Source organism: Rhizobium sp. NPDC090279 (genome assembly GCF_044769665.1).
GTDB lineage: Bacteria > Pseudomonadota > Alphaproteobacteria > Rhizobiales > Rhizobiaceae > Rhizobium.
Genome location: NZ_JBIVYI010000002.1, coordinates 122,711 through 142,191, shown reverse-complemented (window position 1 = coordinate 142,191; position 19,481 = coordinate 122,711). Strand labels below are relative to the sequence as shown.

Sequence of the window (19,481 nt, the reverse complement as noted above, 5' to 3'; positions counted from 1 at the left end):
GGCCTTTTGATACTTCAGGATTTTCGCGCGTTTTACGCAGCCTTTGATACCGGCGGCTGGGCAAGCTTGCGGCCGCTGGCCACAATGATGCCGGCAGCGCCGTCGAGCCAGCCGTCCTTCAGTTCGAGCGCCAGAAAGCGCTCGCGCTGGAACGGACCGGGCATGACGAGATGGCGGGCCTTGGAGGCAAAGAAGCCAAAACGCTCGTAATAGGACGCATCGCCGACGAGCAGGATAGCGGCATGGCCGCGCTTCTTGGCTTCCAGGATAGCAGCGCGCATCAGCGCCGAGCCCATACCCTTGCCTTCATAGGCAGGATCGACGGCCAGCGGACCGAGCAGCAGCGCATCGACAGGACGCGTCTCGCGGTCGACACCGGCTTCGACGTTCCACAGGCGAACCGTACCGACGACATGGCCGCTGCGATCGCGAGCGACGAGCGCCAGACCTTCGGCCGGAACACGGCCCTGGCGCAGCTTTTCGGACGACTTCTTGCGGCGGTCGGGACCCATGGCGCGATCCAGCAGATTTTCGCGCGCGACGACATCGCCTGCGTTTTCCAGGTCGAGGGTGAAAGTTGTGGGCGCAAAGAATGCGCGGACAGAATCAAGAACAGCGGCCATCTTGGCCTCCCGTGCCCAATACCGTTATCAGCGGCGGTGACAGATTATTGTGAGGGTGCCGCCCCGGCTGGCTACGGGAGCGGCGATATCAGACCTCAGCCTCGGCTGAGAATTTTCCTTGGCATGATCTTATCCGAAAACCGCTTCGCGCCTTTCGGGATACATGCCTTAGATGATGTAAGCCTTCAGCGGGTCGAAACCGTTGAACGCCACAGCCGAGTAGGTCGTGGTGTAGGCGCCGGTGCCTTCGATCAGGACCTCGTCGCCGATGGTGAGCGTCACCGGCAGCGGATAGAGGTTCTTTTCATAGAGCACGTCGGCGGAATCGCAGGTCGGGCCGGCGATAACGCAGGCTTCCATCTCGTCGCCGTCGCGCTCCGTGCGGATCGGGTAGCGGATCGCCTCGTCCATGGTTTCGGCGAGACCGCCGAACTTGCCGATGTCGAGGAAGACCCAGCGAGCGGCATCGTTGTCCGACTTCTTCGAAATCAGGACGACTTCAGCCTTGATCACGCCGGCATTGCCGACCATGCCGCGGCCCGGCTCGATGATCGTGTGCGGGATCTGGTTGCCGAAATGGGCGCGCAGAGACGCAAAGATCGCCTTGCCATAGGCTTCGGCCGAGGGAACGTCGCGCAGGTACTTGGTCGGGAAACCACCGCCCATGTTGACCATCTGCAGGTGGATGCCCTGCTTGGCGAGCGAGACGAAGACGCGCTTGGCATCGGCAAGGGCATCGTCCCAGGCATCGACCTTGGTCATCTGCGAGCCGACGTGGAAAGACACACCATAGGATTCCAGACCCAGCTGATGGGCGTAGACGAGCACGTCGACGGCCATCTGCGGGACGCAGCCGAACTTGCGCGACAGCGGCCATTCGGCGCCTTCGCCATCGGTCAGGACGCGGCAGAACACACGAGCGCCGGGAGCGGCACGGGAAATCTTCTCGACTTCCTCGTGGCTGTCGACGGCGAAGAGGCCGATGCCGAGTGCATACGCACGAGCGATATCACGCTCCTTCTTGATCGTGTTGCCGAAGGAGATGCGGGCAGCGGTCGCGCCGGCATCGAGCGCCATTTCGATTTCAGCGACGGACGCGCAATCGAAGTTGGAGCCGAGGCTTGCGAGCAGGCGCAGCACTTCCGGAGCCGGGTTGGCCTTGACGGCATAGTAGATGGCGCTATCCGGCATGGCATGGCGGAAGGCGTGAAAATTGTCGCGGACGACATCGAGATCGACCACCAGGCAAGGACCGTCCGGACGCCGGGTAGCGAGGAAATCGCGAATACGTTGCGTGGTCATGTCAATTCCCTTTCAAATTCCAAGAGCTCCGGGCAAGACCCAGAGGACAAAGGGCGACGCTCATTCGCTTTGGAACCAGCCGGTGGAGACCCCGGTGCCGTGCAAATGCGCGAAGCGCGGATGATGAACGAGTGCCGCAAGCGGCGCTAATTCGCTTTGTCTGCCATGGATTGGAGGGAATATCCCAACCGCACTTCCGGCAATGAAGGTGTGCCTCTTCAGTATCCCCGGCTGATGGAAAGCCGGGAGAGAACAAAAAGGCCCGCACCGTCGTTGCTTCAGATGTCCTCGCATTTTTCGGTTGGCCGAAATAGCGACTGGAGGGGTTAGTTCCAGGTACCTTACCGATTTTCTCACCACATCGAGGATCGGCGGACACCCACGGGCACGTGCGACTTTGGGCTAATCGGGAAATAGGAATATTCGCCGTAATAATCAAGAAAATTTTTCGGTCGTTCCCTAAAAAAATAATTGAACAAATCAACGCGTTTTGTTCAACATCCGGAAACAGTTAACGGGGGGCTTCGCCATGGATACATTAACCCGGATTCGCGCCTTTATCGACGTGGTGGAAGCCGAGGGATTTTCGGCCGCCGCGCGCAAGACGGGGCGCTCCAAGGCGCTGCTTTCGAAGTATGTCCGCGAGCTCGAAGACGAGCTCGGCGCGCTGCTGCTCAATCGCACGACGCGCCAGTTCTCCATGACGGAGGCCGGCCACACCTATTATCGCACCGCCTCCGACATCTTGAAGGAGATCGACAATCTTGCCGACCTTGTGCGTGAGAACAACCAGCAGCTTAAAGGACGGCTACGCGTTTCGGTGCCACGCACCTTCGTCGACGCCGATGTCGGGCAATCGCTGATCGACTTCGCCAAGGAAAACCCCGACCTGGCCCTGGAAATCGCCGCGGACGATCGCTTCGTCGATCTGATCGAGGAAGGCTTCGATGTCGCGGTGCGCATTACCAAGCTCGAGGATTCCGGCATGATCGCCCGCAAGATCTCGGACTTCCGCGTTCATCTCTGTGCAACGGAGGCATTCCTCGAGCGTTATCCGGCGCTCGAGCATCCGACAGATCTCGCGCGCGTGCCGTTCATCATCGACAGCAACAACCGCTCGCAGGGCACGATCCGCTTCGTCGATGCCGACAGCACGACTTTCAACGTCTCCATCAACGGCACGCTCGAAGTCAACAGCCCGCATGCGACGCTGCGCGCGGCACTTGCCGATCTCGGCGTCGCCGTCGTCCCGGATTTCATCGGCCGCAGGGCGATCGAAGGCGGGCAATTGCTGACGCTGTTCAATGATTATCTGCCGACCGATCGCGGCATCTATGCCGTCTATCCGCACCGACGCTATCTCCCGGCCAAGGTGCGCATCTTCGTGGACTACCTGCACAACTGGTTCCGCAAGAATGGATGAGCGGTGGAGCCAGACCGACCGGTCCCAATTCCGTCTCATTTCCTGACCAGAAAACGAACTGAATCAATGCTCGCGAAACACATCGGACGCATGAGAAAATCCACGATCACCCATGCCGTTGCCCTGACGGGCGGCCTGCTGCTTGCGCCGGCCGCGGTGTGGGCGCATCCGCATATTTTCGTGGAAGCGCGTCTGGAAGTGCTGGCCGGCCCGGATGGCAATGTGCAGGAGTTGCGCAACGTCTGGCGCTTCGACGAGGTCTTCTCCTCCTCCGTCCTCATGGATTTCGACAAGAACACCAATCTCAAGCTCGACCCCGACGAGCTGAAGGAGGTCGGCAAGACCGTGCGCGAGTCGCTGGCCGATTACGATTACTATGCCAACCTGACGCTCAACGGCAAAAGCATCAAGGTCAACAAGCCCGACATCATCAATGTCGACTATCGCGACGGCCAGATCCTGATGTTTTTCGCCGTCAAGCCGTCCGAGCCGATGCCGCTCGCCAAGGGCAATAAGCTCAGCTTCGGCATCTACGATCCGACGCTCTACACATCGATCGATTTCCCAACTGACAACGAGCTGGTAGTCGAGGGCGACGCCTTCAAGAGCTGCACGCACCAGGTCGTGCGGCCCAACCCTGATGAGGTCATTGCCGAGAACAAGTCGACATTGACGGATGCCTTCTTCAACGATCCGACGGGAACGACCATGTCGAAACTCTTCGCAACGCGGATAGACGTCCAATGCTGATTTCGAGACTAAGCAAGCTCGCTCCGGTGGCAATGCTCGCCCTTCTGGCAGCGGCCGGTCTTGCCCATGCCACCGGCTCGCCGCTTGGTATCGGCACCGCGGAGCCTAGCTTCCAGCCGATCGGCGGCCCGCTCGCGCCGATCTTTCTCTATGTGAACTACGAGCAGCAGGCCTTCTACCGCGCGCTCACCAAATCGATCGAGGCCATGCGTCGCGATCCATGGGAGCTCTGGACGCTGATCGGCCTCTCCTTCGCCTATGGCATCTTCCATGCGGCCGGCCCTGGCCACGGCAAGGCAGTGATTTCCTCCTACATGGTCGCCAACGAGATCGAGTTGAAGCGCGGTATTGCGATCTCCTTCGTCTCGGCCCTCATTCAGGGCCTTGTCGCAGTCCTCGTGGTCGTTGCCGCCTATTTCGTTCTGCGCGGTTCGGGCATCACCATGACGATGGCGACCAACGCCATGGAGATCGCGAGCTTCGTCATGGTCATCCTGTTCGGCGGCTGGCTGCTGTTCCGCAAGTTGCGGGCCATGATGCAAGACCGGGCGCAACGGCAGGAAATGCAGCTCGCGACATCGGCCGGACCGATCAGTGTTTCGCTGTTCGAAGGCGCCGCGACGGGAACGGATTCTGCGAGAGGCTTTGCGCGCAGCGGTGCTGCGATGCCAGCCTCCGCCACGGGCTATCAATGCTACGACCCCGCCCACGCGACCGGTGACGGCGGCTATTGCGAGGCATGCGGCCATGCCCATCTTCCCGATCCGAAGATGCTGTCGAGCGAAAAATTCAGCGTCCGCGAAGCATGGTCGGCCATCATCGCGGTGGGCCTGCGGCCCTGCTCCGGCGCCCTTCTGGTCATGACCTTCTCGATGCTGAACGGGCTTTATCTCGGCGGCCTGCTGTCCGTGCTCGCCATGTCGATCGGCACGGCGCTGACAGTCTCCCTGCTGGCCATCATCGCCGTCTTTGCGAAGGGCACCGCCATGCGCTTCACCGGCAAGGGCTCCCGGCTTTCGGCATGGGTCGGCAACGGCATAGAAATTTTGGGCGCGCTGCTGGTCATCTGCACCGGCATCGTTTTGCTCGGCGCATCGCTGCAGACCTGAGACGGCTCCAGGAATGAAGGTGGGCGGGTTCGCGGAGAGGCCTTAAGACCCGTTGCGCCGCTGATAGCGGGCGCGCAGCCAGAACACGAAGAAGAATGCCAGGATGACAAGCACGCCAAACCCTGTGCCGAGCCATGGCGAAATATTTCCGAGCCAGACAATGACGTTCGGCATCAGGTAAAGCACGGCGGTCGCCACCAGCAAGATGATGCCGGCTGCGATTGCCGCCGAGCGGGCGTCGCTTTTCTTATCCGTCAATGTAGCCGATCCCTAGCGCCGTGACTTGTTTTGCGGCGAAGGCTTAGGCCAGCTGCCGGAGAAAGGCAACCGGCCCTATCGTCACACGCGTCAGACTTTCGCGCCTGCAACCGTGGCTTCGATATGATCGACCAGGGCATCCGGCAGGCCGAGGCGGCCGGCGAGCAGATCGAGATAGCCGCGCTCTGCCCGGGAATCCGGCTCGATCGCCAGCCGCGAGGCGGTGTAGACCTGCACGCGCTGCTCCTCGGTCTTCGCCGAGGCAACGATAGCGTCGAGATCGACGGGATTTGCCAGCTCGCGCTGGAAAAAGCTCTCCGCCTCGGACCCGACACCTGCCTCCTGCACCTTGCCGAGAATGCGCTGGCGTTCGGTGTCGTCGATATGGCCGTCGGCACGGGCAGCCGCGATCATGGCGCGGACGAGCGAGAGCGTGAAATCATTGCTGGCGATCGCCGGGGCCGTGCTGAAGCCGGAATTAGCCGGCGGCGGCAGGAATTGCGGCTCGGCCTGCGGGGCCTGCTGCGGCTCCGGCTGTGGCTGATTGCCGTCGCGATAATTCTTGTAGGCCTGGTAGCCGAGCCCGGCGATGGCTGCAAGGCCGCCGAGCGCCAACGTATTGCCCGCGATCTGCCGCCCGGCCTTGGTGCCGAGCAGGACACCTGCAATCGCGCTGGTCGCCATTGGATTGTCCCTGGCGAGATTGATGGCCTGGGTGGCCCTGTCTTTCACCGTTCCTTGCACGCCTGGAACCTGCGATCCCAGGAATTGGTCAAGAAGCTTGCGGGCGTCGATCATATGGATGGTCCTCCGTCCTTGTGATGGTGAAGGGGAGATAGGAAGCGCAACCGCAAATACCAATCCACATCATGCAAAAAGGCGCGCAGAAAGCTCCGCGCGCCTTTGAAATCGAATTTGATAAGCTCGGCCTCAGCCCTTGAGCGCCGCAGCCTCGGCGGCAAGCTTGGTAATCCCGGCCCAGTCGCCTGCCGTAACAAGCTCCTTCGGTGCAACCCACGAGCCGCCGACGCAGATGACGTTCGGCAGCGACAGATAGTCATGGGCGTTCTTTAGCGAGATGCCGCCGGTCGGGCAGAAGATCGTGCCAGCGAGCGGTGAGGACAGAGCCTTGAGATAGGAGGCCCCGCCGGCCTGCTCGGCCGGGAAGAACTTCAGCACCGTATAGCCTTCTTCCCGCAGCGCCATGACTTCGCTTGCCGTGGCGGCACCCGGCAGCAGCGGCACATGCGAGGAGCGTGCAACATCGAGCAGTTCCTGCGTCGTGCCGGGGCTGACGATGAACTTGGAACCGGCCTCGACGGCAGCATCCCACTGGCTGACATTGAGGATCGTGCCGGCGCCGACTTCGGCCCCTTCCACCTCTTCCGCCACGGCGCGGATGGCATCGAGCGCGCCGGCGGTGCGCAGCGTGATCTCGATGGCCTTCAGACCGCCTGCAACGAGCGCCCGGGCAAGCGGTACGGCCGATTTCGCATCGTCGACGATCAGCACGGGAACGACGGGCTGCAGTTTCAGGATCGAAAGAAGCTTCTCGGTTTTCTCGCCCATGGTCGGTGCACTCCCTTTAAAACGATTGAAATCCGGCTTTCGAATAGCCTTCCCGAAGGTGCTTGTCGAGACAAAAGCTCGCTTTAAATACGACGGGTAGGAAATTGCAGCAACTTGCTATAGTGTTGTTAAATCTGTGCCGGTGGAGCATGTCAAACGCATGGCAAAAGAGATCGAGCGAAAGTTTCTGGTGCGCGGCGATCATTGGCGTGATTCCGTTTCGGAGAGGCTGATCCTGCGACAGGGATACATTGCCTCCATGGACGGTCGTTCCGTGCGAATACGGCTGACGAACGACGCGAAGGCCACCTTGACGATCAAGATCGGCAAGGCGATGACCAGGGACGAGTTCGAATACGAGATCCCCGTCGACGAAGCCGAGGAATTGCTGGGAACGGCTATCGGCCTCGTCATTGAAAAGACCCGCCACAAAGTGCCTTTCAAAGGGTTCACCTGGGAAGTGGATGTCTTTCGCGGCGCCCATCGCGGCCTCATCATCGCCGAGGTGGAGATGGGGAAAGAAAGCGACAATCCGGAACTGCCAGACTGGATCGGGCGAGAGGTGACCGGCGAATACCGCTATTCCAACCAGGCCCTCGCGACGCAGTTCGAGCAGGAATACGATGAGTTATCGCATACGGCCTGACCGGGCTCTCGATGACGAGGTGCATAAAGCCGCCGCGCATCAACTCGGCAGGGCGATGGCCGAACTGACCGACAGGCCGCAGGGCCTTCACGAGGCAGTGCATGCCGCTCGCAAGAACATCAAGCGCGTGCGCGCGCTCTACCGATTGATAGCGCCGATCGCGCGCGAATTTCAGCAAGACGAGAATGACCGGCTCCGGAACGCGGCGCGCACGCTTTCAGGCGTTCGCGATGCGACGGCGCTGATAGAGGTCAGCCACTATCTCCAGACAACGGCGACTTCAGAGGATGAATTGCATGCGCTGGCTCGCGTAACCGGTGTCCTGACCACCAGGCGCGACCGCATTGCGCAAGAGGAGACCGACCTCGAAGACAAGGCGCGGGCGGCAGTCGATACATGTGCCGAGGCACGCGAAGCTTTGAAGGACGCCTCCTTCGACTGCGGACGGCGCGACACGGCCCGCCTCTTCCAGAAAAGCTGGCGCAAGAATGCCCACAAGGCGGCGCAGGCGCTGTCCGAATGTCATGCCGAAGCGGCCCATGCCGAAAGCTTTCACGATCTGCGCAAGCGCAGCCAGGACTACTGGATGCATCACATGCTGCTGCGCGATGTCTGGCCGGCGGCCATGCACGCCAAGCAGCTGGAGGCCAAGGCACTGGTCGACGTGCTCGGCCGCTATCTCGACATGTCGATACTCGCCGACGTCGCGGACCGTGAACCGCATCTCTTCAACGGGAGCGACGATCACGCCCGCCTGCTGGAAGCGATCATTTCCCGGCAGCAGACCGCCCGCGAGGAAGCGTTGGAGAGAGCCGGCTGGGTCTTTGCCGACAAGCCGGAACGCGAGGCGCGAACCATAAGGCACCTTTGGCTGGAGGCGGCGGGCTGATCTAAGTCATACGCCCGCCCAGGCGGCTCAATCGGCTTGGCCCGCTATTGCCTCAGGCGCGCGGCACATCCGCCAAACCAAGCCCCACTTGCGCGAAATAGCCCTCCAGCATCGCAACGTCATCGGCTGCGGCGATGGCACCAATATAACCGTCCGGCCGCACGAGTACCCATTCGCCGGCAGATAGCCCGTATATGTCGCGAAGATGGTCCTCGGCATCGACCATGTCGCCTGACGGGCCGAAGGCATGAATACGCAGGCCTGCACGTGGCGGCACCGATCCTGGGCTCACCCCGTAGCCGAGCAATGTCCAATGACCGCCTCGAAATAGGTTGAACAGCCGTGTCGGCTGGCCGGCAGCGCCACGGATCGGCGCATCCGGAGCTCGGTCGCCGGCAGACAGGCGGCCGATACGTCCAGGCGTTTCGAGCGCGAGCGAGGAGGAAGGATAGCCTATGTCGAGTTGATGCACCTCGCGACCGCGACGCATATCGCCCTGTTTTTGCGCATCGAGAAGCTTTGTTGCGAGGCCGAGCATCGCTGCGGCGACGGGCTGACGCTCCTCTTCATAGCTGTCAAGCAGCGCATCGTCGGCTCCATTGGCGACCGCGGCCAGTTTCCAGCCGAGATTGTACGCATCTTGCACGCTGGTATTCAGGCCCTGGCCGCCGGTCGGCGGATGAATGTGGGCCGCATCACCCACGAGGAACACGCGGCCGACGCGGTATCGATCGGCAAGTCGCGCGTTCATGCTGTAGGCGGACGACCAGGACACGGATTGGATATGGATATCGTCGCGCTTGGTCCGTTCCGCCACTATGGCTTCTAGCCCCTCGGCCGAAAGATCGATATCGCCGTCGAGCGGGATCGGCCCCTGTATCTGGAACATCCCAGTCCCGGCGAGCGGGCAGAACATGATCTGCCGCGCCATGTCGCCTTCGTTGAAGCGGTGCCAGGCATCGCGCGTGAGACCGGTCAAGATAACATCGGCCACGATGGCGCGAACGCCAAGGGTCTTGCCGGGAAAGTCGATACCGAGCGTATGGCGAACGAAGCTGCGACCGCCATCGGCACCGACGAGCCAGCGCACCCTGAGAGTTTCTTCTCCCGCCCCGCCTGTAAGACGCGCCGTCACGCCGCCCGGATCTTGCTCGAAACCAACCAGCTCGCAGCCGAATTGCGGCCTGTGGCCAAGCTCGAGCAGCCTTTCGCGCATTACGCTTTCAGTCAGGAACTGCGGTATCATCAGCGGCAGATGATACGGCTCTGCCGGCGTCGGCTCGCCCTGCTCGATGATATTGGACTCGGTAAAACTGCCGTCATCGCGATATCGCCGCTCCGGCGGATAGAGGCCGCCGGTCGCAACGATCCGGTCGAGAATGCCGAGTTCCTCGAAAATTTCCTGGGTTCGCGGCTGAATACCTTTGCCGCGCGATCCGGCGAACGGCGCGTCCATCTTCTCGATCAGACGAAAGGAAATTCCTCTCCTTGCCAAATCGATCGCCAGTGCCAGGCCGGCCGCACCCGCGCCGCAAATCAGCACATCGGCTGCAAATTGCTCTGTCATTTCTGTCTCCATATGTGTAATATGCACATATTAAGAGAAGGGCGATCCGGTGTCAACAAAAAGCTTGCAAAATACACATATCAGCAATCGGCTACGCGAACTCCACAGCGCGCTCGTCGAAATCGTCGGCGTCATGAACCGGCCTCAGCGCGACGAGGCTATGGTTCGAGAGGCGGGCATCTCCCTCGACCGAGCGCTGTTTTCCCTGTTGGTTTTGGTGGAGCGACTCGGCCCGATCGGCGTTGTCGAACTGGCCGATCGCGTCGGGCGTGACTACACCACCGTCAGCCGTCAGGTTGCGAAGATGGAAGGGCTTGGGTTGATCAGCCGGCAGGAGAATGCGATCGACCGCCGCCTTCGCGAGGCCGTCATCACCGAGATGGGCAAGGCGATGACCGATCGCATCGATGAGGCGCGCGAGAGGATCGCACGGTCCATTTTCGCCAAATGGGATGACCAGGACATCGAGGACCTTGTGCGGCTCATGCGCAGGTTTGCCGATGACATCAAGGACGATGCGCCGCTTGCACGATAAGCCACATTTCAGCTTGCCGGCAATGGTATTCGGCATCTTTCGCCACACCGACCGAGGCGGAATGGCGAAGGCGCGGAGCTGCGACGCAAATCCCGATTGCCTGAAAGCCCACAAAATTGTATTTCCCCGGCATGACCGACATGCTTTCAGATCCACGGCGCGACGCGACCGGCGCATTCCTCGTCGCCGCGCTCTATCATTTCGTCTCCTTTCCGCGCTTCGAGAGCGTGCGCGAGCCCCTGTTCGCGCTCTGCGAGGAAAATGGCGTCAAGGGCACGCTGCTTCTGGCGCATGAGGGGATCAACGGCACGATTGCCGGCACCGATGCCGCCATCGGCAAGGTGCTTGCGTTCCTGCGCGCCCAGCCGGAATTTGCCGGCCTGGAGCACAAGGAAAGCCGCGCATCGAAAATGCCGTTCGTGCGCATGAAGGTGAAGCTCAAGAAAGAGATCGTCACCATGGGCGTCGAGGATATCGACCCCACCCAGGTCGTCGGCACCTATGTCGCGCCGAAGGACTGGAACGCGCTGATCTCCGACCCCGATACCATCGTCATCGATACGCGCAACGACTACGAGACCGCCATCGGCGTCTTCAAGGGCGCTCTCGATCCGAAGACCAAGACCTTTCGCGAATTCCCCGAATGGGTGCGCGACAATACCGGCCTGCACAACAAGCCGAAGATCGCCATGTACTGCACCGGCGGCATCCGCTGCGAGAAGGCGACCGCCTTCATGAAGCAGCAGGGCTTCGACGAGGTTTACCATCTCAAGGGCGGTATCCTGAAATATCTCGAGGAAGTGCCTGCGGAAGAAAGCCTGTGGGAAGGCGCCTGTTTCGTCTTCGATGAGCGCGTCTCCGTCGAACACGGCCTGAAAGAGGGCAATCACAAGCTCTGCCATGCCTGCCGCAATCCCATCATGGCCGAGGAAGTGACCTCACCCTTCTACGAGGCCGGCGTCTCCTGCAGCCATTGCTATCATGAGCGTACCGAGGAGGATCGCGAGCGCTATCGCGAGAGGCAGCGGCAGATCGCGCTTGCTCGCAAGCGCGGCCATGAGCATATCGGCTGAGAATATCAGGCGGCGGCGTGTTCTTCGTCCACCGCCGCAGCCATCTGCACAGCGAGCCGCTGGCTGATCTCGGCTTCCGGCATGGGCTTGCCGTAGAAATAGCCCTGTAGCTCGTCGCAGCCGAAACCTTCCAGCGCCCTTCCCTGCTCCTCGGTCTCTATGCCTTCGGCCGTAACCGGGATATCAAGCGATCGGGCCAGCGCCACGGTCGCCTTCACCATTTCGCGGGCGCGATTGTCTTCCAGCACATTCATCGTCAGCGAGCGATCGACCTTGATACGATCGAAGCCGAACTGGCGCAGATAGCCGATGGAGGAAAAGCCTGACCCGAAATCGTCGAGCGCCACCTTGACGCCGAGCTTCTTCAATCGCTCGATCGACTGACGGGTGCGCTCCGGATTTTGAATGATGTAGCCTTCGGTGATTTCCAGTGTCACCCGATCGGCTTCGATCTCCGTGCCGTTCAGCACGCTACGGACATAGTCGGCGAAGGCGGGATTGCGGAATTGACCCGGCGAGACGTTGACGGCGATCCGCAGATCCGGCCAATGCCGTGCCGCCTCGCAGGCCTTTCGCAGGACAAGCAAGCCCAGCGCCTCGATCAGGCCGCTGGTCTCGGCGATCGGGATGAAGGCCTCCGGCGAAATCGGCCCATGGCCGGGGCGGTTCCATCGCACCAGCGCCTCGACGCCGATCATCTCGCAGCTCGACGCATCGACAAGTGGCTGGTAGGCGAGCGTCAATTCCTCCATCTCGATCGCCCGGCGCAGATCGAGCTCCAGCGCGTTGCGTTCCTCGCGATGCGCATCCATGGCCGCCTCGTAGCAGGTCATGCGGGCGCGGCCGGCTTCCTTGGCCTTGTACATGGCAAGATCGGCGCGGCGCACCAGCTCCTCGCGGTCGATGCGACCTTCGGGCGAGCTTGCAATGCCGATACTGGCGCCGACCACGACCACCCGGCGGCCGATCTCCAGAGGCTCCGCAAGGAAATCCAGGATCTGCTCGGCCAGCCGCAGGGCCGGGGCATCGTTGAGCTCCTTCGTCGGGAAGACAATGGCGAACTCATCGCCGCCAAGGCGCGCCAGGGCCGCCTGCGGCGGCACGAGCACCTTGAGGCCGGCCGCGACGGCACGAATGAGCTGATCGCCCGTGCCATGACCATAAGCGTCGTTGATTTCCTTGAAACCGTCGAGATCGAGGTAGAGAAGCAGAACATTGGTGCCGTCTGAGCGCGCGCGCTCGACCAGGCGATCCACATCGAGCCGCAACCCCTCACGATTGAGGAGCCCGCTCAGCCGGTCGCGCAGAGAAACCTGACGCGCCTGAACCTCCTCAGCCCGCAACCGGCGCCCCGCCAGCGACCCCAGGATCAACAACACCACGAAGAACAGACCGACCAGGCCCAGTGCGCCGAGAACCAGTGAGCGCACCTGCTTATAGCTCATATCGCCTGGCTCGCGGGAGCTCCAGACGAGCCGCCCCAGCGACTTGCCGAGCGGATCGACAATGGAAACCGCGTATCGAGCCACGGTCTCCGGCGGCACAAGCGTCAGGCCGCTGATGACATAGGTATTGGAAAGCATCTTGATCCGAGCAGCATCGAGATAGCGCACGAGAATCAGATAGCGCCGTTGACCTTCGGGCACCGGAATACGGCCGGATCTTTCGCGGATCGTCGCGGCGCCGGCGGCGGCGATGCCATCCCTGGTCATGATATAGCCCGAGGCTTCCGGCACGCCCGTCACACGCGTGGTGCGCGCCTGATGGACGAGCGCCCAGATGGCGGTGCCGAGAACATCCTCGATGTTCCCGGTCAATGGCTGGCCATCGTGGTAAGCAATGATCGGCTTGTTGTCGTCATCGACGATGACTGCTGTGTCGAACAGCGCACTATTGGAGGAAATGTCGCCGTAGTTGCCGGCGATCCAACCCTGATGATCGGTCCCGTAGACGTTTCGTGCCGCGTCGTTGCGCGCGGTATGGTCATGCAGCGTCGCTTCCAACTGCCCCTGAAAGGTCTTCAACGCACCGACGGTCGTCTCCCAGGAGCGCTCGTCATCCAGCTTGTTGGAGTAATCCGCAACCCGCCCGATTGCGGTGAGAACCATCAGGGTCACGACGGCAACGATCAACGCAAAGCAAACCAAAACGGCCGTCACGATGGAATGACGACCGATCTGCGCGCTTTCCCGCATTGACTTGAAAGCTACTCCCAACACCTTTTCTCCTTGGCACGGAAGTCTGACGTCAGGTCTTCAATAAACGGTTAAGGCGCATCCGAGATTCCTACAGGAAAGGGTTGTATATTTGCCTACGAGGGAAGAATTCACGCGCGGGCAGCAATTGCATGCCTAAAACGGCTGAGACTCACGGATAGAAGGCCGCTTTCGCGCGCCTCCAACAGCATGGCAGCCTGCGTCTCATCGCTCTTGCCCGCAATCGGCAGGCGCAAGAAAGCGTCCTGCACAATATGCAGCGACATGGTCTGCAATACGTCGGTCAGCTGTGCCAATACGAGATCGCCGCGATGCGAGGCATGGGCAAACATCAGCGGCTTGAACGGCACCTCGTCGCGCGACACCAGCCAGTCCAGCGCGTTCTTGAAGCCGCCGGGTATGCCATGGGCATATTCCGGGCAGGACACGATCAAACCGTCCGCCTTGCGAATCCCGGCCGCGAATTGCTCGACCACGGGCGGCGTCTTGTCGCCCTCATTGTCCGGATTGAAGATCGGCAGATCGCCGATCAGATCGCAAATCGCAATGGTGACACCATCAGGGCACGCAAGCTGCAGTGCCTCCAGCAGCCTGCGATTGGTCGAAGCCAGCCGTTGGCTGCCGCAAAGCGCATAGAGGGAAATCGGCCGCTTGATCATGCGCGAAACCTAGCAGGCTGCGCCGATTCGGGCGATGGCTACCCTCCCCTCAAGGGGGGAGGTGGACCACATCAATCCGCCTTGTGGTTGCCTTTCGGGAACTGCGAGGCAAGCTCCCTGTACCATTTGCCGCTTTTCTTGACGGTGCGCACCTGCGTCTCGTAATCGACGTGGACGAGGCCGAAGCGCATGCGATAGCCTTCCGCCCATTCGAAATTGTCCATCAGGCTCCAGGCGAAGTAGCCGCGCATCGGATAGCCGTCCTTGATGAGGTCGGCGACGATGCCAAGATGCTCGACATAGTAGTCGAGGCGCGGCTGGTCATCCACTTCGCCGTTGACGACGCCCATATTGTAGCAGGCACCGTTTTCGGTGATGTAGCACTCGGGCAGCTCGTAGCGCTTGTTGAGGTCCTCGACGACGTGCTTCAGGCCAGGCGAATAGACCTCCCAACCGATATCCGTCCTGACATCGCTGACCGGCGGCGCTTCCTTCGTCCAGGGGAAATCGCCACTCTTGGCGGCATCATCAAGGACGCGCATCGGCATGTAATAGTTCAGACCCCACCAATCGAGTTTCTGATTGATGGTCTTCAGATCGCCGTCCTCGATGACGGGCATGCGATCGCCGAGCGCCTCGACAAATTCCTTCGGATATTCGCCCTTGAAAATCGGATCGAAGAAGGCCCCGTTGTGGAACTGATGGGCGCGTTCGACCGCAGCCAGATCTTCGGGACGATCGGAGCCCGGCAGGATGGAGGCAGCATTGAGAACGATACCGACGGGCACCTTCGGTGCCACGGAGCGGATCGCCTCGACGCCGAGACCATGAGCAAGGTTCATGGTGTGCATGGCATAGAGTGCTGCCTGCATGTTGCGCTCGCCCGGTGCATGGACGCCATAAAGATGGCTCAGCCAGACGATGCACCAGGGCTCGTTGAAGGTGGCGACGGAATCCAGCCGGTCGCCTAGGCGGGCCATGACGGTCTTGGCGTAGCGCTGGAAGGCATGCGCCGTCGAGCGCGCCGTCCAGCCGCCGTCGCCGGCAAGCGCCAGCGGCAGATCCCAATGGTAGAGGGTCGCGAAGGTCTTGATCCCCCGCGCCTTGCAGCCGTCGACCAGACGATCGTAGAAATCGAGGCCGGCTTCGTTCACCGGGCCGGTGCCTTCGGGAATGATACGCGGCCAGGCAATCGAGAAGCGATAGGCTTCGACGCCCATCTCCTTGATCAGATCGAGATCCTGGTCGAGCCTATTATAGTGATCGCAGGCGACATCGCCATTGTTGCGCTGATAGACCCGACCCGGCATGTTGGCAAAGGCATCCCATATGGACGGCTTGCGGCCGTCGGCCTTGGTGGCGCCCTCGATCTGGAAAGCGGCAGTGGCAACGCCGAATGTGAAATCGCCGGGGAAGCGATCTGCAAGAAGCTTCGGATCGATCATGGTGAAAATCCCGTCTGTTGTGGCTTCGTTGGCTGCGGTTTAACCAAGCGGCATGACAAAGTACAGTGCTGGCGCCGGAAAACTGTAACGTTACAGACGCCGATAAACCTAGCCGGCTAAGGGCGCCTTGGAAAATTTCGCCGGCAGCAGCAACACTCTTCGCACGGCTTGATAACAGCAATGTCAACAGTCGTGACTTGTCTTTTTAGGGCGGATCAATTGAGGGTAGCATTCAAACTTGACAACGAAAGGATACAAATGCTCCCTGCGCTCCACTCTCTCCATCCCTATCTGCTGAGCCTCCTGCGCATCGTCGCATCGCTTGTGCTGTTCAGCTATGGAACGCAGAAGGTCTTGCATTTCCCGGCTGCTGAGAATGTTCCAGCCGTCGGATCGCTCTCGTGGATCGCCGGCCTGCTCGAGCTTACCCTCGGCTTCCTCGTTCTGATCGGGTTTCAGACGCGGATTGCTTCCTTCGTCCTGTCAGGCCTGATGGCTTTCGCCTATTTCCTGCGCCATGCGCCGCAGAGCTTTTATCCCGCGCAGAACGGCGGCGTCTCCGCAATCCTCTTCTGCTTCATCTTTCTGTTTCTCGTCAGCGCCGGTGGCGGCCCACTCAGCGTCGACGCGATAACCAAACGCAAGCAGGAAGCCGTGGCCTGAGTGAACATGGTCCGAGGCGGCTTGCCGTCTCGGACCAAGCCCAGACTGAAGCTTATACCTTGACCCAGGCGCCGTTGCGCTTCGAGGAAGCGACGCAGGCGTCGACGAAGGCAACGCCCTTCACGCCATCATCGACGGTCGGGTAGATCACGGCCGGATCGACCGCCACGCCCTTCTTGGCCGCATTGATGGCGCGTGCAGCCTCGGTATAGATCGTGGCGAACGCCTCCAGATAGCCTTCCGGATGACCCGACGGAATGCGCGAGACGCGCGCGGCGGCAGCACCCGAGCCGGCGCCGTTGCGGGTAATCAACCGCTTCTGTTCGCCGAACGGCGTGTACCAGAGATAGTTCGGATCGGCCTGCGTCCATTCGATACCGCCCTTGGTACCGTAGACCCGGAGTTTGAGGCCATTTTCATGACCCGGCGCCACCTGGCTGCACCAGAGCATGCCCTTGGCCGGCTTTTCCGAACCCTTGGCCTTGAAGCGCAGCATCACATGAGCGTTGTCGTCAAGGCGACGTCCCTCAACAAAGCTGTCGAGATCGGCGGCAAGGCTGTCGAGTTCCAGACCTGTGACGAAGGAGGCGAGGTTATAGGCATGGGTGCCAATATCGCCGGTGGAACCGCCAGCACCCGATTGTGACGGGTCGGTGCGCCATGCTGCCTGCTTCTGGCCCGACTGCTCGATATTCTCCGTCAGCCAGTCCTGCGGATATTCCGCCTGGACGATGCGGATATCGCCGAGTTCGCCATTGGCGATCATCTCGCGCGCCTGGCGGATCATCGGATAGCCGGTGTAATTGTGGGTGAGGATGAAGAGAGCGCCGCTCTCGTCAGCCACCTTCTTCAGCTTCTTGGCGTCGGCGAGATTCGACGTCAGCGGCTTGTCGCAGATGACGTGAATGCCGCGGCGGAGAAATTCCTTGGCGGCATCGTAATGCACATGGTTCGGCGTCACGATCGAAACCGCCTCGATGCCGTTCTTCAGCTTGGCTTCGCGGATCGCCATGTCGCGGTAGCTGGAATAGGTGCGCGAGGGATCGAGGCCGAGATCGCGCCCGGAAGCGATGGCCCGCTCCGGCGAGGAGGAAAGCGCACCGGCGACGAGGTCGAACTGGTCGTCAATGCGCGCGGCGATGCGATGCACCGCGCCAATGAAGGCGCCCGCGCCGCCGCCCACCATGCCAAGCCGAATGCGCGGCTCCCGCGTCTGTTCCGATGATCCTTCGATTGCCATTTAGTCCTCCTGAATGAATAAGATTCACCCCCACCGGGGATATATTTGCTGCCTGCCCTTAAACCACCCGCCTCGCCCTTCGAGGGCCTTGCAGGCCACCTCAGGGTGAGGCTAATCCTTTGCGCCAAGACCCAGACCTTCCACCGATTGCTGCCATGGGTGGCTCCAGTGGAATTTCGCAAAAGCCCGCTCCGCCCTCATCCTGAGGTGCGGAGCCTCCTGAGCTTGGCGAAGGAGTGAAGCCTCGAAGGACGAGGGTGGCCCCGTTTCTCCATCAAAGAGAGATGACTTAGGACAGCCCCAGCATACGGCGGTTTGCCGCCTGGTCCGTGCCACTGCCGGCGAAGTCGTCGAAGGCCTTCTCCGTCACGCGGATGATGTGCGCCTTGACGAATTCAGCGCCTTCGCGCGCACCGTCTTCGGGATGCTTCAGCGCGCATTCCCACTCGACCACGGCCCAGCCATCGAAATTATTTGCCGTCATCTTCGAGAATACGGCGCCAAAATCGACCTCACCGTCGCCAAGCGAACGGAAGCGGCCGGCACGCTCGACCCAGCCCTGATAACCGCCATAAACGCCCTGGCGTCCGGTCGGATTGAATTCCGCGTCCTTGACGTGGAACATCTTGATCCGGTCCTTGTAGATGTCGATGTTGTCGAGATAATCGAGGCACTGCAGGACATAGTGCGAGGGGTCATAGAGCATGTTGGCGCGCGGATGGTTCTTCACGCGCTCCAGGAACATCTCGAAGGTGATGCCGTCATGCAGGTCTTCGCCGGGATGGATTTCGTAGCAGACGTCGACGCCGTTTTCGTCGGCATGGTTGAGGATCGGCGTCCAGCGGCGGGCAAGCTCGTCGAACGCAGTTTCGACGAGGCCGGCCGGGCGCTGCGGCCAGGGATAGATGAAGGGCCAGGCGAGCGCACCCGAGAAGGTCGCATGCGCCTTGATGCCGAGGTGCTTGGAAGCGGTGAGCGCCATCTTGACCTGCTCGACAGCCCATTCCTGCCGCGCCTTCGGATTGCCGCGCACTTCCGGGGCCGCAAAACCGTCAAAGGCTTCATCATAGGCCGGATGAACGGCAACGAGCTGGCCCTGCAGGTGGGTCGAAAGCTCGGTCACTTCGACGCCGTTCGAGCGGGCAACGCCGGCAAACTCGTCGCAATAATCCTTGGAGCTGGCGGCCTTCTTCAGGTCGATGAGCTGGCTTGCCCAGGTCGGAACCTGCACGCCGACATAGCCGGCGTCGGCAGCCCATTTCGTGATCGAATCCCACGAGTTGAACGGTGCTGCGTCGCCTGCGAACTGGCCGAGAAACAGGCCGGGGCCCTTGATCGTCTTCATCAGTAATTCCTCCCTAATCACGTTCTGTAAACGTTTCCGATGCCTAACGGACCCTTATGCGAGGCGGTTGGGACACCATAACCTCAAAAAACTATAGGGTCGCTTGGCTGAAAGTCGAATGCCTCGCGACCTAATCACGGCCTGCCGCCAACGGCAAGAGGTACGTGCC

General features: G+C 61.1%; 19 protein-coding genes. 8 read left to right on the top strand and 11 right to left on the bottom strand.

Annotation, left to right across the window (positions count from 1 at the left end; genetic code table 11):
• Positions 1 to 32: 32 nt before the first annotated feature.
• The gene (locus ACIQWP_RS04795) at positions 33 to 623 is read right to left on the bottom strand and encodes a GNAT family N-acetyltransferase (protein ID WP_402783013.1); all 591 of its coding nucleotides are present in this window, start codon (positions 621 to 623) and stop codon (positions 33 to 35) included.
• Between the two features lie 168 nt (positions 624 to 791).
• A complete protein-coding gene (gene odc2 / locus ACIQWP_RS04790; protein WP_402783011.1) occupies positions 792 to 1,925 on the bottom strand; it encodes an ornithine/lysine decarboxylase in 1,134 nt (377 codons plus the stop codon).
• Between the two features lie 529 nt (positions 1,926 to 2,454).
• Between odc2 and ACIQWP_RS04785 the strand changes: the two genes are divergently transcribed.
• The 3 genes from ACIQWP_RS04785 (at position 2,455) to ACIQWP_RS04775 (ending at position 5,207) form a co-directional block, all read left to right on the top strand.
• Complete coding sequence (locus ACIQWP_RS04785) at positions 2,455 to 3,348, top strand: LysR family transcriptional regulator (protein ID WP_402783009.1); 894 nt, start codon at positions 2,455 to 2,457, stop codon at positions 3,346 to 3,348.
• Positions 3,349 to 3,438: 90 nt separating this feature from the next.
• Complete coding sequence (locus tag ACIQWP_RS04780) at positions 3,439 to 4,098, top strand: DUF1007 family protein (RefSeq protein WP_402783007.1); 660 nt, start codon at positions 3,439 to 3,441, stop codon at positions 4,096 to 4,098.
• A complete protein-coding gene (locus ACIQWP_RS04775; RefSeq protein ID WP_402783005.1) occupies positions 4,092 to 5,207 on the top strand; it encodes a nickel/cobalt transporter in 1,116 nt (371 codons plus the stop codon). Before ACIQWP_RS04780 ends, ACIQWP_RS04775 begins: the two co-directional genes overlap by 7 nt.
• Positions 5,208 to 5,249: 42 nt before the next feature.
• Here the strand turns inward: ACIQWP_RS04775 and ACIQWP_RS04770 are convergent, their stop codons facing one another.
• The 3 genes from ACIQWP_RS04770 to ACIQWP_RS04760 all read right to left on the bottom strand — a co-directional run bounded on the left by ACIQWP_RS04770 (position 5,250) and on the right by ACIQWP_RS04760 (position 7,034).
• The gene (locus tag ACIQWP_RS04770) at positions 5,250 to 5,465 is read right to left on the bottom strand and encodes a hypothetical protein (RefSeq protein ID WP_402783003.1); all 216 of its coding nucleotides are present in this window, start codon (positions 5,463 to 5,465) and stop codon (positions 5,250 to 5,252) included.
• Between the two features lie 90 nt (positions 5,466 to 5,555).
• On the bottom strand, positions 5,556 to 6,263 hold the full coding sequence (locus ACIQWP_RS04765) for a tellurite resistance TerB family protein (protein WP_402783001.1): 708 nt from the start codon (positions 6,261 to 6,263) through the stop codon (positions 5,556 to 5,558).
• Between the two features lie 132 nt (positions 6,264 to 6,395).
• Positions 6,396 to 7,034, bottom strand: a complete 639-nt coding sequence (locus tag ACIQWP_RS04760; RefSeq protein WP_402782999.1) for a 2-dehydro-3-deoxy-phosphogluconate aldolase — start codon at positions 7,032 to 7,034, stop codon at positions 6,396 to 6,398.
• A 160-nt stretch (positions 7,035 to 7,194) separates the two neighbouring features.
• Here ACIQWP_RS04760 and ACIQWP_RS04755 point away from each other — a divergent pair, with 160 nt between their 5' ends.
• Both ACIQWP_RS04755 and ACIQWP_RS04750 read left to right on the top strand, forming a co-directional pair.
• Positions 7,195 to 7,680, top strand: coding sequence for a CYTH domain-containing protein (locus ACIQWP_RS04755; protein WP_402782997.1), 486 nt, complete (start codon positions 7,195 to 7,197; stop codon positions 7,678 to 7,680).
• Positions 7,658 to 8,569 (top strand): CHAD domain-containing protein, encoded by a 912-nt coding sequence (locus ACIQWP_RS04750; protein WP_402782995.1) that lies wholly within the window; start codon positions 7,658 to 7,660, stop codon positions 8,567 to 8,569. The genes ACIQWP_RS04755 and ACIQWP_RS04750 overlap by 23 nt, the downstream gene beginning before the upstream one ends.
• A gap of 52 nt (positions 8,570 to 8,621) precedes the next feature.
• Here the strand turns inward: ACIQWP_RS04750 and ACIQWP_RS04745 are convergent, their stop codons facing one another.
• Positions 8,622 to 10,136 carry an FAD-dependent oxidoreductase gene (locus ACIQWP_RS04745; RefSeq protein WP_402782993.1) on the bottom strand — a complete coding sequence of 505 codons (1,515 nt, stop codon included), beginning with the start codon at positions 10,134 to 10,136 and terminating at the stop codon, positions 8,622 to 8,624.
• Positions 10,137 to 10,185: 49 nt separating this feature from the next.
• On the opposite strand from ACIQWP_RS04745, the gene ACIQWP_RS04740 reads away from it, so the two are divergent.
• A complete protein-coding gene (locus tag ACIQWP_RS04740; protein ID WP_402782991.1) occupies positions 10,186 to 10,671 on the top strand; it encodes a MarR family winged helix-turn-helix transcriptional regulator in 486 nt (161 codons plus the stop codon).
• 140 nt (positions 10,672 to 10,811) lie between these two features.
• Positions 10,812 to 11,744: a rhodanese-related sulfurtransferase gene (locus tag ACIQWP_RS04735; protein ID WP_402782989.1), complete on the top strand. Its 933-nt coding sequence runs from the start codon at positions 10,812 to 10,814 to the stop codon at positions 11,742 to 11,744.
• A gap of 5 nt (positions 11,745 to 11,749) precedes the next feature.
• On the opposite strand, the gene ACIQWP_RS04730 is transcribed toward ACIQWP_RS04735, so the two are convergent.
• The 3 genes from ACIQWP_RS04730 to ACIQWP_RS04720 form a co-directional block, all read right to left on the bottom strand.
• On the bottom strand, positions 11,750 to 13,960 hold the full coding sequence (locus ACIQWP_RS04730) for a putative bifunctional diguanylate cyclase/phosphodiesterase (protein ID WP_402782987.1): 2,211 nt from the start codon (positions 13,958 to 13,960) through the stop codon (positions 11,750 to 11,752).
• Positions 13,961 to 14,070: 110 nt separating this feature from the next.
• Complete coding sequence (locus ACIQWP_RS04725) at positions 14,071 to 14,619, bottom strand: NADPH-dependent FMN reductase (protein WP_402782985.1); 549 nt, start codon at positions 14,617 to 14,619, stop codon at positions 14,071 to 14,073.
• 71 nt (positions 14,620 to 14,690) lie between these two features.
• On the bottom strand, positions 14,691 to 16,064 hold the full coding sequence (locus ACIQWP_RS04720) for a GH1 family beta-glucosidase (protein WP_402782983.1): 1,374 nt from the start codon (positions 16,062 to 16,064) through the stop codon (positions 14,691 to 14,693).
• Positions 16,065 to 16,322: 258 nt separating this feature from the next.
• Here ACIQWP_RS04720 and ACIQWP_RS04715 point away from each other — a divergent pair, with 258 nt between their 5' ends.
• Positions 16,323 to 16,727: a DoxX family protein gene (locus ACIQWP_RS04715; protein ID WP_402782981.1), complete on the top strand. Its 405-nt coding sequence runs from the start codon at positions 16,323 to 16,325 to the stop codon at positions 16,725 to 16,727.
• 52 nt (positions 16,728 to 16,779) lie between these two features.
• Here ACIQWP_RS04715 and ACIQWP_RS04710 read toward each other — a convergent pair whose 3' ends face one another.
• The gene (locus tag ACIQWP_RS04710) at positions 16,780 to 17,967 is read right to left on the bottom strand and encodes a Gfo/Idh/MocA family protein (RefSeq protein ID WP_402782979.1); all 1,188 of its coding nucleotides are present in this window, start codon (positions 17,965 to 17,967) and stop codon (positions 16,780 to 16,782) included.
• 289 nt (positions 17,968 to 18,256) lie between these two features.
• The gene (locus tag ACIQWP_RS04705) at positions 18,257 to 19,312 is read right to left on the bottom strand and encodes a sugar phosphate isomerase/epimerase family protein (RefSeq protein WP_402782977.1); all 1,056 of its coding nucleotides are present in this window, start codon (positions 19,310 to 19,312) and stop codon (positions 18,257 to 18,259) included.
• Positions 19,313 to 19,481: the final 169 nt, after the last annotated feature.